The sequence below is a fragment of the Aureimonas altamirensis genome, assembly GCF_001463885.1.
Taxonomy (GTDB): Bacteria; Pseudomonadota; Alphaproteobacteria; order Rhizobiales; family Rhizobiaceae; genus Aureimonas; species Aureimonas altamirensis.
Genome location: NZ_BBWQ01000011.1, coordinates 431,608 through 444,927 on the forward strand (window position 1 = coordinate 431,608; position 13,320 = coordinate 444,927).

The following is a 13,320-nucleotide window of genomic DNA, read 5'->3' on the forward strand; positions in this document are numbered from 1 at the left end:
TCAGGCCTGGAGTTCCAGCGCTATCGCGTCGAGCAGCGCGGTGTCGTCCCCCGCCATTCCGTCCATCGACGCCATCCGGGCGATGACGATGGCGGCGATCCGCTCTTCGACCGTGCCCTCGGCAAAGGTGTAATAGATCACCGCGCGCTGCCCATCGCGGTGGCAGCGGCCCTCGATCTGCTGAAGCTGAATCGCGCTGTGGCGCATGTCATGCACGACGAGCGAGCGCTCCCGGTCACCGCCTTCCATCTCACCACGATGCAGCGAGATCGACTCCGTCACCGTGAGGATGACGACATCGAGCTGCCCCGTCTGGAACGCCACACGCGTCTTCTCATTCGCGTCGCCGGCACCATTGCCGTTGATCTCGCCGACGCTCCACCCCCGGCCGCGAAGGCTGTCTGCCAGGATCGCGCTGGTCTCCAGGAAGGCGACCGAGATCGCCACCTGCTGGCCCACCTCCAGAAGATCGCAGACGAAGTCGGCGGTGCCCTTCACGCGGATCAGGCTGGCCTTCTGCCGAAAGCGCAGGTCCGCCGCCCAGCCTGTCGGCCGCCGGGTGGATCCGCCGGCAAGGCCGAGCTCGCGCCGGAACTCCCGCCAGGTGGAATCGTAAAGCCGTGTGGCTTCGGCATCCAGCGCCGTGGGCGCCAGTTCCCGCTGCACTTCGGGCCAGCCGGCGATCTGTTCGGGCCGCCGACGCAAGCCGATCGCGTTGTCGCCGCGATACAGGAGCCCGGACATCACCTGCCGGTCGGTTTCGTTCGGCTCCCAGCTCCAGTTCTTCCACCGTCCGCGTGGCCGGCCGATTTTCAGGCGCTTCATCAGGGCACGAAATTCGTTCATGTCGCCGGTGTGTCCTCCGGTGGCAAAGGCAAGCAGCCTGCCGAGATAGGACAGTTCGTGCGGAGACTGGCCCGCCGTCGCGCTCATGTAGATCGCGAAGTCGGCCGCAGCGGCCAGATGCCGACAGACCAGCCCTTGCTGCGATGACGGGTTGCGAATGCGATGGCTCTCGTCGATCACCACCAGCGGCCAGCGCCGCTTGAGCGTTCCGAGCTTGGCGAGTTCGTTGTTCTTTGCCCGCGTCGAGCGCCGGGTGCTGGAGCTTGGCGGCGCCATCAGGGACTTCGTCTTCTCGAAGTTCATGATGGTCACTCTCTTGCCACTGGCAGGCGAGCCGGCGATCGTGCGTTGCCACTGCGGGATCGCGCCCTTCGGGCAGATGATCAGCACTTCCGGGTCCGGCATTGCGCAAATGGCGCTCCACGCCGACAGTGTCTTTCCCAACCCCGTCAGATCGCCGAGCAGAAAACCCGGCCGGCCGCGCGCTCTGGCTGCCAGGATAGAATCGCGCGCCTCGATCTGGTGCGGGCGCGGGACGAATAGCGGCTCATTCGCTGCGGAAGACGCTGCTTTCGACACGTTCACTCCGGTTATTGATGATCTGCCTGGATGAGGCGTGTGCTCTGGTCGCCTTATACGCGCTCATTGGCAAGCACCGATCCATTTCGGCTGGACATATCGCATCTTCCCAAGCGGTTTCCACGATAGTCACTCATCACAGGCTGAACCCCGGAGGTATGGGATCGCTTATGATCCTTCGGCTCGAGGGGCAACGAGATCGCCGTAGTGATGCGGCTGGCGCATCAGCACGAGGTCCTTCCGACGCGCAACATGCGTCGGGTAAGGCCCGCCCAGGCTGCTCGTGTCGATCTCGGCAAGCGCGTAGCTCTCGTTGTCGAGTACAACCGCCTCCTGCCGAGGGAACAGGAACGTGTCGGGCCCGAAGACGCCGGACAGGCCCGGATAGCCGTCGAGAGGCGCGCGCACATTGGCAAAGGCGAGCCAGCAATTGTTCTCGCCCGCGCGGACCCGGTACTGGTGCCAATGCAGCGGATCGGCACCGGTGGGGATCGGTGCAGGCTGGGCGATGCTGGTGCCGTCATGGGAGGCATGGAACCGGTCCCGGACGGCAGCGGGACAGGCGATGAGGTCACAGCCCTTCAACGCCAGTATCCGCCCTGCTTCCGGAAAGCTCATGTCATGCCCGATCAGGAGGCCAAGGCGCCCGAAAGGCAGGTCGAAGACGGCCCAGGAATCCCCTGCCCGAGCCCAGCCCCTCTCGGCCTCGGTCAGATGGATCTTGCGATAGGTGCCGACAATGCTCTCCGGTCCGGCAAGAACGGCGCTGTTGTAGCAGTCTTCTCCGTCGCGCTCCGCAAAGCCCGCGACAAGATGGATGCCGAGGTCGGCGGCAATGCGCTGGAGATGCACCAGCGTGGGTGCATCGGTGGCGACCGCCGTCTCGGCCGGCCGAGAAAGACCCGTCAGCGCCAGTTCGGGAAATACGATAAGCTCCGCACCCTCCAGTGCAATTTCTTTTGCGGTCTCGGCAATCGTCTGCAGGTTTGCGGCCGGGTCGTCCGCCGGCTCCATCTCCGCCACTGCGACCTTGGCTTTGCGGCCTTCGGGCAGCGGTCGGTGACCGTAGAGACGGAAGAAGTCGCTAGGATTCCAGGCGAAAGTGTTGGTCATCAGCTCCATGTAGAGGTCCGGCCGACGCTGCTTCAAAATCGGCTCGCCCCAGACGGTGCGCGCTCGCGCACGGGCCGGATCGATTTCGGCATAGGCGATGCCGTCGCCACCATCCACGACGGCCAGGATATCCGCGTCGGGCGAAATGATGCAGGAGCCACCCGAAAACTGAACACCCCGCTCGAGCCCCCAGCGGTTCGCCTCGATCAGATAGCAGCCGTTCTCGAAGGCGCGGTTGATCCAGTAGGGCGCGGGCGTGCGCTCGGCGAGCCAGTTCGATACGTGGCAGATGACGTCGGCCCCCTTCAGGGCCGCCAGGCGCGCCGTCTCGACGAAGTGAATGTCCATGCAGATCAGAAGCGCGATGCGCCCGATCTCCGTCTCGAAGACCTCGTGTCCGAGATCGCCAGACACCGCCCATTTCGGCTCCGATATATAGGGGTGCGTCTTGCGGTGCGTTCCGACAATGCCTTCGGGGCCGATAAGCACGGCGGAATTGTAGTAAAGGTTCGTCGCCGGATCGACCTCCGGCATGCCGATGACAAGGAAGCAGTTTCGTTCGTGCGCAAGTTGCGCGAAGCGCCGGGTGGTCGGGCCGGGGATCGGTTCGACGAAGGGCGCGACCTCCGATCGCTCGTGCCAGCAGTAGCCGGTCGTGCCCATCTCGGGCGTCACGATCAACCGCGCACCCGCATCCGCCGCCTCGCCGACCAGGGCCAGCAAAGTCTCGATATTGCGCTCCTTATCGAACATTGTGGGTTCGAACTGGACGGCCGCAGCCTTGAAGGGGACGGGCATGGTCTGGCTCCGCGGGAATGCTGACGAAGGAAAGGCCCGGCCGCCGCGTCGCGTCGGCCGGTCGGTCAATCAGCGCGGCGTGCCGGCGATCGACTTCAGGATGGAGGCGCCGACCGTGTATTTCGGATCGACCATGTTGCCGAGGCGGATACGCCCGCACTGAGTGAGCAGCATGTAGGCGTCGAGCTCGTCGAAGCCGAAATCCTTGGCCAGCCAGCGGATCAGCTCGCGATAAGCGCCGCGCGCCGCGTCCTCCATCGGCCGCGACGAGCCGACCGTCATGTAGAAGGACTCGTTCTCGAGGCGCGGGGTCCGGATCGTCCAGCCCTTGATCAGGTCGATCTGGACGGTCGTCACGGTCGGGTGCTCGACGGCAACGCCGCACAATTCGCCGTCCCCCTGCGCCGCGTGACAATCGCCGAGATAGAGATAGGCGCCCTTGGTGTTGACGGGCAGGTAGACGACCGCACCCGGCGCGACATCGGGCAGATCCATGTTGCCGCCGTAGTAGTCGGGCACCAACGAAGAGATCGCTTCGATCTCGGGCGCCGTGCCGATCGTGCCGATGAAGGGCTCGTAAGGCAGCGTGATCCGCTCGTTCCAGACAACGCCCGTCTCGGCATCCACATGAAGCTTCTTCACACGCTCGGGCAATGGCTCGGTAAGAAGCGCCGTGTCGGCCGTCGGCACGAGGCCGCCGAACTCGGGCATGATCACCGTGGTGCCGCGCGGTTGGGCCCCCCGCGGCACGATGCTCTTGATGTAGACGGCAAGACAGTCCCCCTTCTCCGCGCCATTGACGTAGATCGGGCCGTTCTGCGGGTTGAGATACGGGAAGTTCAGCTTCTCGCTGGGCATGTCCTGTTCGGTCTGGATCGCCCCCTCGAAGGCGTCGTGCGTTTCGGCCGAGACGACCGCGCCCGGATCGACGGTCAGGACGGGTTCGACGAAGGCGCCGTAGACGTAGTGATACTTGCCCTGCGTCTCTTCGGTGATGGCGTGCTCGCTGCGCGCTTCGCCCTTGGCGACGGCCCGGCGGGCCATGAGGGAATCCTGAAACCAGCTCATGTTAGAGCCTCCTGTTGTGTGTCTGCTGATGGTCCGGCGCTCAGACGGCAAGGTAGCGGCGGACCGCATCGCGGTCCTCCAGCGCGTCCGGCGCGATCTCGTTGGTGATGCGACCCTTGTCCATGACGTAAGCCCGGCTCGCCATGGCGCGGATCATGTCGATGTTCTGCTCCACGAAGACGACCGTGACGCCGGTGGCGCGGTTCAGCTCGACCATGATCCGGGCGATGTCCTGCACGATGTTGGGCTGGATGCCCTCGGACGGCTCGTCGAGAAGGATCAGGGCGGGCGCGCCCATCAGGACACGACCGATGGCAAGCTGCTGCTGCTGGCCGCCCGACATGGTGCCGGCACGCTGGTCGCGCCGCTCGGCAAGGATCGGGAAGAAGGAGAAAATCTGGTCGAGGCGGTCCTTCGGCGCCCGCTTGCCGGAGATTTCCTCGCCGATCGCGAGGTTCTCGAGCACGCTCATCCGCGGGAAGACGTCGCGTCCCTGCGGCACGTATCCGATGCCGAGCCGTGCACGCTTGTGCGCCGAGAGCGTGTCGATGGCGCTGCCGCGGAAGACGACCGAACCCCTGTCCGTGGGCAGGAGCCCGATCAGGCTTTTCATCAGGGTGGATTTCCCCACCCCGTTGCGGCCGATCACTGCGACGATCTCGCCCTCGTGAACCTGCATGTCGACACCCTGGAGCACCGGCTTGCCGCCATAGCCCGACCAGAGGCCCGTCGTGTTGAGGATCACCTCCCTACGCATGGACCTCTCCCAGGTAGATGGCGGCTACGCGGTCGTCCGCGACGATTTCGTCGATCGACCCCTGCGCGAAGATCTTGCCGAAGTGGAGAACGGTGACGGCTTGCGCGATCTGGCGCACGAACGCCATGTCGTGCTCGACGGCGAGCACGCTGACGCCATCGCGGTTCAGCGCCTGGACCATCTCGCCCGTCGCGAAGGTCTCGTCGGGCGTCATGCCGGCGGTCGGTTCGTCCAGGAGCAGGAGCCGGGGCTTGAGCGCGATTGCCATGCCGATCTCCAGCCACTGCTTCTGGCCATGGCTGAGGTTGCCGGCGAGCGTCCGCTCATCGTCCTTCAGCTTGAGAAACTCCAGGAGGCGGTCGATCTCCTCGGCGAGCGAGATATCGCCTCTGTGATGCTGGAGGGCGATCTGAAGGTTCTGGCGTACCGACAGGGCCTTGAAGATGCCCGGCACCTGGAATTTAACCGAGATGCCGCGCCGGATGCGCTGGAACGGTTTTTCGCGGGTGATGTCGGCACCGTCATAGAGGATCGTGCCGCTTGTCGGCATGTGCTCGCCCAGGATCAATCGGAAGAATGTGCTCTTGCCTGCGCCGTTCGGGCCGATCAGGCAGTGGATCTCGCCCGTCTTCACCGCAAAATCGATGCCGCCCGTGACGTGAAGGCCGCCGAACCACTTGTTCAGCGCGCGGGTTTCGAGGATGGCCGACATCAGAGCGCCTCCCGCTCGCGGACACGGCGGCGCAGCCGGCCCGACAGAAGTGTCCCGAGACCGTAGACAAGGCCGTTCGGCGCCAGCAGCACGGTGGCGACCAGGAGCAGGCCCATGACGACCAGTGCATACTGGCTGCCGTAGATCGTCAGCGCCTGGAAGCCGCCGAGGACGAGAAGGGTGCCGAGGAGCGTGGTGGTCAGATCCGACCGTCCGCCGACCGCGACCCAGACAATGGGCAGCGAGGCCGCCGTCATGCCCATGGAGGCGGGCGTGATGTAGTTGCCCCAGGAGGTGTAGAGCACGCCGGACAGCCCTGCCAGCGCCGAGCCGATGACAAAGGCGGCGAGCTGGTAGCGGCGGATGTCATAGCCAAGCATTTCGGCACGCTGCGGGTTCTCGCGGATGGCGACGAGCACGTTGCCGAAGCGCGAGTTCACAAGCATGCGAAGGGCGAGGTAGGTTGTGACAAGCAGCGCGAGCGTGACGTAGTAGAGCGGCACGTCGGGAAACAGCGCGATGTCGCCGCCCGGCCAAGGGATGGTCAGCGAGGGCATGCCGCCCATACCGTTGAAGCCGTTGAGCCGCGCCGTGCCCACCTTCCATTCCGGACCAGCGGTCTGGGCCATGAAGCGCTCCAGAACCAGCGTCACCGATAGTGTCACGATGCCCAGGAACACGCCCGAGATGCGCCCGAAGAACAGGAAGTAGCCAAGGATGGCTGCCAGAAGCGCCGAAGTGGCGACCGAGGCGATGAGCGCGAAGAGCGTCAGGCCGTAGGCATCGCCGAAGTTGATGGAAATGATGCCGTAGGTGTAGCCGGCGACGCCGAAGAAAGCTGTCTGCCCGAAGGTGAGCGCGCCACCATACCCCCAGACCAGGCTGAGGCCCAAGGCCATGAAGGCCCAGTTGAAGAAGTAGACGTTGTTGCCGACATCGTACCCGTCCGCAAACAGCGGATAGGCGCAGGCGGCGGCGAGGACGACGGCGAACGAAGTCCAGAATTTCGGCCCTTTGCCGAGCGTCTGCGGGCCTTCGAGGAGGGCGAGGAGGCCAGGCCTCTTGCTTGCGGTCGCCATGGCTTATGCCCTCTCGCGCAGGATGAGGCCCGAGATGCCCCGGGGCAGGACGCGGATCACCACGATCACCGCGACGAGGAGGCCGATCTGGCCGAAGAGTTGCCCTTGCCAGGAGGTCAGCGCCGCCTTGACGATGCCGAGGATCGCGGCCGCTGGCGCGGTTCCTAGGAAGACATCGGCTCCGCCGACCACCACGGTAACGAAGGCCTCCACCACGAAGGCCGAGCCCATGGTCGGCACCAGCGTCATGGTCGGGGCGTAGAGACCGCCCGCAAGGCCTGCCAGCGCGGCGCCGAGACCGAAGGTCAGCGAGTAGATGAGGTTGGTGTTGACGCCGAGCGCCTCGGCGATGTGCGGCACCTGGATCGTGGCGCGGGCCAGCCGGCCGAAGCGAGTCTTGGTGAAGAGAAGCCAGAGACAGAGCAGCATGAGGAGCGCCGATCCGACCAGCACCAGGCGATAGACGGAATAGGAATAGGAGCCGACGGAGAAGGAACCGAAAGGCGTGCCGGTTCCGGGCATGGACGATCCAAGGAGGATAAGCGTTCCCTGTGTCGCAATCATCGAGATGCCCCAGGTCGCCACGATCGTGTCGAGCGGGCGATCGTAGAGGTGACGGATCACGAGGCGCTCCAGCACCATGCCGACAAGCCCTGCAACCAGGGCGCCGACGAGGATGGCAAGCGGCAGGGGCAGGCCCATCCGCGCCGCGCTCGCCGAAACGTAGGCACCGCACAGGATGAACTCGCCGTGGGCGAGGTTGATGACGCCCATCATGCCGAAGATCACGGCCAGGCCGCAGGCCGAGAGGACGAGGAAGGCGAAGGCGTCGCCCGCCTGGTAAAGAAAGGTGAAGGCGCCGTAGAAGACGTCCATAGTGCCATCCGATGTCTGTGAGCCGTCGAGAATGGGCCGGCCGAGCCCGCAAGGCCCGGCCGGTGCGGTGTCACGCGGAGGTCGTCAGCCCTTCGGCGGCGGGTTGGAGGGCGTGTACTGCTCGCTCGGATCGTTCTTGGTCAGATCGCAGCCCGAATCCCCCAGCCAGTAGGGTTTGATGTCGTTCCAGACCTTCGGGAAGGAGATCGAGTGATCGTCCTCGACCTTGGCGAGATAGATCGTATGGGACATATGCTGGCTCTTCGGGTCGAGGCAGACATTGCCCTCCGGCGCGTCGAAGCAGACATCGCCCTTGGCGATCTCGGCGCGCAGCGATTCCTTGTCGGTCTTGCCACCGGCCCGCTCGATCATGGACTTGTAAAGGTAGACGGCGGTGTAGGAGTTCTCGGCTTCCTGATTGATGTAGGGCTCATCCGGGAACTTCTGGTGCCACTTCTCGACGAAGGCCTTGGAGGCCGGCGTATCGACTTCCTCGATGTAATTCACCGTGGCGTACATATTGGCCAGGCTCGGCGGCTTGAAGCGCTTGTGCTCGTAGCCCTGGCCGACATTGACCGAGGATGCCATCGGCAGGGCCACGTTCGCCGCGCCCGCCTGCTCGTAGTAGGAGGCCTGCGCCGTCCCGACCAGAAGCGTCACGATGAAGTCGGGCTTGGCCGCCTGGATATTCTGGATGGTCTGCGAGAACTGGGACACGCCGAGCGGGATGAACTCCTCGCCCACCATCTCGCCACCGTTCTCCTTGACAATGTTGCGAACCCACTCGGCCGAGATCTGGCCGAAATTGTAGTCGGCGGCGATCGTGTAGACCTTCTTGCCGTATGTCTCCAGCATATAAGGCAGGAGCGTGGAGAACTGCTGTTCCGGGACGGCGCCCGTCACGATCATGTTGGCATCGCAGACGCCGCCCTCGTACTGATTGTTGTAAAAGGCCAGCGCATCGAACTGGTTGACGATCGGCCGATAGGCTTCGCGCGAGGCGGACGAGAAGCCGGCGAAGACTGCGTCCACCTTGTCACGCTGCAGGACGCGGCGCATGAACTCCTGGTAGCGCGTGTTATCGGACTGGGTGTCATAGACGACAAGTTCCAGCGGCCGGCCGGCGATTCCGCCCGATGCGTTGATCTCGTCGGCGGCGAGCTGGATGCCGTGCAGTTTGCCGATCGTCGCCACGGCGAAGTCGCCGGATTGATCCTCCAGGACGCCGAGCTTGATCGGCTCCTGCGCGAGGGCGGCACCAGACAACAGGAGGAGTGTTCCGAGCGCCGCGAGGGCGCCGGAGGATCGCTTCTTCATCATTTGTCTCCTTCGGATTGGGAGGTTCAGTCCGCGACGGCCTGGCGGAGCAGGTGCGCCGTATCAACAGCGGGCGGCGGCGCTCCGGAAAGAGCGAGCCGTTCGCAGTAGGTTTCCAGTGCCAGGCGTTCGCGCATCGCCTCGCGTCGGAGGATCTGGTAGGCACCCTCGTCGTCGAGATTGCGTGCGGCCATGATTTCGACGACGGCGCGGATGACATGGCGGCGAAGACGACGCCGGGCTTCGAGCTCTTCGACATCGGCCTGGAGCCGGGCGCGGCGCGCGTGCTCGTTGACCCCGAGATAGAGGGCCGAATAGACCGATCCGCCATAGATCGGCTTGGGCAGGAAGGCGGTGGCCCCCGCCGTCATCAGCGTGCGGAGCCGGCTCGGCGCCTCTACGCCGACAAGGCCGATCACCGGAACCGCCGGAAGCACTGCGTCATATCCGAACGCACCGCCCTCGGCGGCATTGAGGTCTCCGTCGAGAAACAGGATGTCGCGCGTCGGATCACCCTGGAATGCCACAGGCTTCTGGCCGGCCTCGCAACCCTCCAGCGTGTCGACGCTCAAGCCCAGCTTTCGCAGCGTCGCGGTTAGAGACTCGATTGCCCGCGGGTCGCCGGAGGCGATCAGCGCACGGCGCTGGCTGAAGTTCTGGACGAGGCGCGCGACGCTCATGACACCACCTTCAGGATGGGACGCAGGATTGGCTGCTCCAGGGCTTCGGAGGACCGCACGAGATAAGGGTCCGGCCGCACCGGAGCCGGCGCCTCGACCAGGACGTCGAACTGTCCGTCGCGGCGCGAGCGTCCGATGCGGGGGGTGAGATAGGCATGCAGCGTATCGGGGTCGATCGAGACGGCCCCTTGTGGGGCATCGAGAGTCTGGCTGGCGACGCAGTGTTTCACGGCAGCGATGTCGTCGGAACCCGCTTGCGCCAGTGCCTGGGCCAGCAGCCTCACGGCGACATAGGCTGACTCCGCCTCGCCCGATGCGGCAGGACCGTGCGGGAAGTGCTTGGCATAGTCGGCGACGAAGGCCCTGTTGGCCGGCGTGTCGATGGAGGCAAAATAGGCCGAGGAGCTGAGATGGCCGTCGATGGCCTCCGGTCCGATTTCGACCAGTTCGGGCTCTGACAGGTTGCAGCTGGCAATCGGCATGTCGCCGATCTGGTCGATGCCGCGTCGCTTGCATTCGGCGCGCATCGCCCGAAAGAAGGCATAGGCGGACTCCCCGATCAGGGAGTTGAAGACAAAGTCGGGCCGCGCATCGATGACGGCCGAGACGATATGCGCCATCTCAGTCTCGCCGACCGACAGATAACGCTCGGCCATCACGGTACCACCGCGCTGTATCAGCTCTTCGCGTAGAACCCGGTTGCTTTCCCAGGCCCAGATGTAGTTGGAGCCGATGCAGAAGGCGCGTCGCCCGTGCCGCGCCACCAGAAACTCGACCAGCGGCAGGATGTGATGGTTGGGTGCCGCCCCGGTGTAGACGACGTTCTCCGAACTCTCGAATCCCTCATAATGCGTGGGATACCAGAGGAGCGCATCGCGCTTCTCGAAGATCGGGATTATCTCTTTGCGCGCAGAAGAGGTGTAGCAGCCGACGATATGACGGATGTTCTGTGCCAGAAGCCCTTCGACCGCTGGGACGTAGGCTTCGAGGCGGCTGCCCGGGTCGATCACGACGGGCTCGATGCGCAGATTGCCGTCCGTCTGGGAGTTGATCTGGTGGCAAGCCAGCAGTGCGCCATTCTGCATCGTGCGCCCGACGGTTCCATACGAGCCGGTGGCGGAGAAGACGATACCGATGGGGATGCGCATAGCCGTCATGGAACTGCCCAACGAACGAAACCCCTCAGCATCAGATGCTGCGGGGCGAAGCTGCCGAAATATCGTCGATCAAATGTCGCATTTTTGGGCAGCCCTGCCCTGCGACTAATGTTTAGGCTGACGACAAAACGCGGCCATGTCAACTGGCTATTTTTTAAAGTTGGCAATGGCGCCTATCGCGAACAAAACGAGGCGCGCGACGCCCCTGCGCACAGGACTTCCGTACGGATTGCGCGCCAAGCCCGCTGGGTACAGCCGTGGAGGTTTGTTTTCCAGTGACAGGAGGCTTCGGTACAGCCCACGTCATCAGCCATCGCCTGACAGCACGACCCTTAGCCAGCACTTATCATTTTGCGGATTTTTATTGGATGGCGGAGAGGGAGGGATTTGAACCCCCGATGCCCTTGCAGGCATGCCGCATTTCGAGTGCGGTGCATTCAACCACTCTGCCACCTCTCCGGCCGCCGGTGAAACCGGACTTTCGTGGTTGCGCCTGAAAGCGCGTGCGGTGCATATCAAAGCTTGCCCCCGGCGCACAAGAGCCAATTTCCCTTAAGGCGCCATCAATCGCTTCGGATGCCGCAGACGCCGGGCTTTCGGCGTTGACGCAGGGCAGCGCATCGGCTATGCAGCGCGCGGGCTCAAAAGCCCTGAAGACCCAAGAATCAAAAGAAGATGGCCCGGTAACCCCGAGAGCCGATCCCCTGATAAAGGTACATGGCATGTTCGCAGTCATCAAAACCGGCGGTAAGCAGTATCGCGTCGCCGCCAACGACGAATTCGAGATCGAGCGCGTAGCCGGCGAAGCCGGTGACAGCGTCTCCTTCGCAGAGGTGCTGATGGTCGGCACCACGATCGGCGCGCCCTTCGTGGCCGGCGCCAGTGTCGTGGCCGAGATCGTCGAGCAGACGCGCGGCCCGAAGGTGATCTCCTTCAAGAAGCGTCGTCGCCAGAACTCCAAGCGCACGCGCGGTCACCGCCAGGACCTGACGCTGGTGCGCATCAGCGAGATCCTGACCGACGGCAAGGCCCCGTCCAAGAAGGAAAAGGCCGCCAAGGTAAGCGAGGCGAAGGTCGAGGATACGGCAGTCGAGGGCGACAAGCCCAAGCGCGCCGCTAAGCCGAAGGCCGAAAAGGTGGAGGCCGCAGAGGCCGCGCCGAAGAAGCCCCGCGCCACCAAGAAGAAGGACGCTGCGGGCGACGAGGCCTGAGCGGCCCCGCCCAAGGTGAGATCAGGCCGGCTTCGGCCGGCGTGAACGAAATTGAACATGCATGGCAGCGCAGCCCAGGATGGGCTCCACCATGTGGATGAGATCAGGAGACTGAACAATGGCACATAAAAAGGCAGGCGGTTCTTCCCGCAACGGTCGCGACTCCGAGTCCAAACGCCTCGGCGTAAAGAAGTTCGGCGGCGAGCGCGTCATCGCCGGCAATATCCTCGTGCGTCAGCGCGGCACGCGCTGGCACCCGGGCGTCAATGTAGGCATCGGCCGCGACCATACCCTTTTTGCGACCACCGACGGCGTCGTGAACTTCCAGACCAAAGCGCAAGGGCGCACCTACGTATCGATTATGCCGACCGCCGAAGCCGCCGAGTGACGCTGGCTTCCAAGCGCCGGCGTCCCACCGACCCGGCGCTTTAACCGAACAGGTTCGGGTAAAGCGATAAAACGGGGAGATGGGCCGCCATCTCCCCGTTTCTTTTCGTGGAAAGTGGACCCCGATGCCTTCGGACGATTTGTGGATAGAGGAAGAACTCAGTCCGTTACCAACCCGCAGACTGACCCTGCGGGAAGTTCGGATGGACGATGCGCCCGCAATTGCCACGCTGGCCAATGACAGGCACATCGCCGAGATGACGGCGCGCATCCCCTACCCCTACCGGCTGGAGGATGCGAAAGAGTTTCTGGCGCGCACGCGCCACGAACTGACCTTCGCCATCATGCGCAACGCCGACGACGCCTTCATGGGCCTTATATCGCTGCGCGAGAAGGATGATAGCGACGCGCTCGACCTCGGATACTGGCTTGGCCGTCCCTTCTGGAACAAGGGCTATGCCACCGAAGCGGCGCATGCCGTGATCGACTATGCCTTCGGCGAACTGGCGGCGGAGGCGGTGGAGATCCGCTGCCGCGTCATCAACAACGCCTCGCGCCGCGTGATCCACAAATGCGGTTTCCACTATCAGGGCGTCGGTATGGATGTGTCGGCCGTCGCGGGCCGGGTGGCCAGCGAATCCTACCGCATGGACCGCCGATGCTGGCTGTCGTTGAAGTCCTGGGTGCGGGATACGTCGCCGGTGCCGGCCGGCGAACTGGACCAGGTGAGCTGACGGCCG

Annotated in this window: 13 protein-coding genes and 1 tRNA gene; 3 read left to right on the forward strand and 11 right to left on the reverse strand. The window is 64.3% G+C overall.

Translation table 11 applies throughout. The annotated features are described in order from the left end of the window. From AUL31_RS09770 to AUL31_RS09820, 11 genes are all read right to left on the reverse strand, one after another. On the reverse strand, window positions 1-1,425 hold the full coding sequence (locus AUL31_RS09770) for an SNF2-related protein (RefSeq protein ID WP_060605420.1): 1,425 nt from the start codon (window positions 1,423-1,425) through the stop codon (window positions 1-3). A 168-nt stretch (window positions 1,426-1,593) separates the two neighbouring features. Next, entirely contained in the window at window positions 1,594-3,336 is a 1,743-nt protein-coding gene (locus AUL31_RS09775) for a nitrilase-related carbon-nitrogen hydrolase (RefSeq protein ID WP_060605080.1), read from the reverse strand. A 69-nt stretch (window positions 3,337-3,405) separates the two neighbouring features. Further along, window positions 3,406-4,404, reverse strand: a complete 999-nt coding sequence (locus AUL31_RS09780) for an acetamidase/formamidase family protein (RefSeq protein ID WP_060605083.1) — start codon at window positions 4,402-4,404, stop codon at window positions 3,406-3,408. 40 nt (window positions 4,405-4,444) lie between these two features. Beyond that, window positions 4,445-5,161, reverse strand: coding sequence for an ABC transporter ATP-binding protein (locus AUL31_RS09785; protein WP_060605087.1), 717 nt, complete (start codon window positions 5,159-5,161; stop codon window positions 4,445-4,447). Continuing rightward, on the reverse strand, window positions 5,154-5,873 hold the full coding sequence (locus AUL31_RS09790) for an ABC transporter ATP-binding protein (protein WP_060605090.1): 720 nt from the start codon (window positions 5,871-5,873) through the stop codon (window positions 5,154-5,156). The genes AUL31_RS09785 and AUL31_RS09790 overlap by 8 nt, the downstream gene beginning before the upstream one ends. Next, window positions 5,873-6,952 carry a branched-chain amino acid ABC transporter permease gene (locus AUL31_RS09795; RefSeq protein WP_060605093.1) on the reverse strand — a complete coding sequence of 360 codons (1,080 nt, stop codon included), beginning with the start codon at window positions 6,950-6,952 and terminating at the stop codon, window positions 5,873-5,875. The genes AUL31_RS09790 and AUL31_RS09795 overlap by 1 nt, the downstream gene beginning before the upstream one ends. 3 nt (window positions 6,953-6,955) lie before the next feature. Next, window positions 6,956-7,828: an ABC transporter permease subunit gene (locus tag AUL31_RS09800; RefSeq protein ID WP_060605096.1), complete on the reverse strand. Its 873-nt coding sequence runs from the start codon at window positions 7,826-7,828 to the stop codon at window positions 6,956-6,958. An 84-nt stretch (window positions 7,829-7,912) separates the two neighbouring features. Then, window positions 7,913-9,148, reverse strand: coding sequence for an urea ABC transporter substrate-binding protein (locus AUL31_RS09805; protein ID WP_060605099.1), 1,236 nt, complete (start codon window positions 9,146-9,148; stop codon window positions 7,913-7,915). A 23-nt stretch (window positions 9,149-9,171) separates the two neighbouring features. Then, window positions 9,172-9,825, reverse strand: a complete 654-nt coding sequence (locus AUL31_RS09810) for an ANTAR domain-containing response regulator (protein ID WP_060605102.1) — start codon at window positions 9,823-9,825, stop codon at window positions 9,172-9,174. After that, window positions 9,822-10,982 carry a transporter substrate-binding domain-containing protein gene (locus AUL31_RS09815; protein WP_060605105.1) on the reverse strand — a complete coding sequence of 387 codons (1,161 nt, stop codon included), beginning with the start codon at window positions 10,980-10,982 and terminating at the stop codon, window positions 9,822-9,824. Before AUL31_RS09815 ends, AUL31_RS09810 begins: the two co-directional genes overlap by 4 nt. A 369-nt stretch (window positions 10,983-11,351) precedes the next feature. Then, a tRNA-Ser gene (locus tag AUL31_RS09820) sits at window positions 11,352-11,441 on the reverse strand. A gap of 263 nt (window positions 11,442-11,704) precedes the next feature. On the opposite strand from AUL31_RS09820, the gene rplU reads away from it, so the two are divergent. The 3 genes from rplU (at window position 11,705) to AUL31_RS09835 (ending at window position 13,314) form a co-directional block, all read left to right on the forward strand. Beyond that, window positions 11,705-12,193 (forward strand): 50S ribosomal protein L21, encoded by a 489-nt coding sequence (rplU, locus tag AUL31_RS09825; RefSeq protein WP_060605108.1) that lies wholly within the window; start codon window positions 11,705-11,707, stop codon window positions 12,191-12,193. Window positions 12,194-12,311: 118 nt separating this feature from the next. Beyond that, window positions 12,312-12,581 (forward strand): 50S ribosomal protein L27, encoded by a 270-nt coding sequence (rpmA, locus tag AUL31_RS09830; protein ID WP_060605111.1) that lies wholly within the window; start codon window positions 12,312-12,314, stop codon window positions 12,579-12,581. A 124-nt stretch (window positions 12,582-12,705) separates the two neighbouring features. Continuing rightward, complete coding sequence (locus AUL31_RS09835) at window positions 12,706-13,314, forward strand: GNAT family N-acetyltransferase (protein ID WP_060605115.1); 609 nt, start codon at window positions 12,706-12,708, stop codon at window positions 13,312-13,314. The last annotated feature ends 6 nt before the right edge of the window (window positions 13,315-13,320 follow it).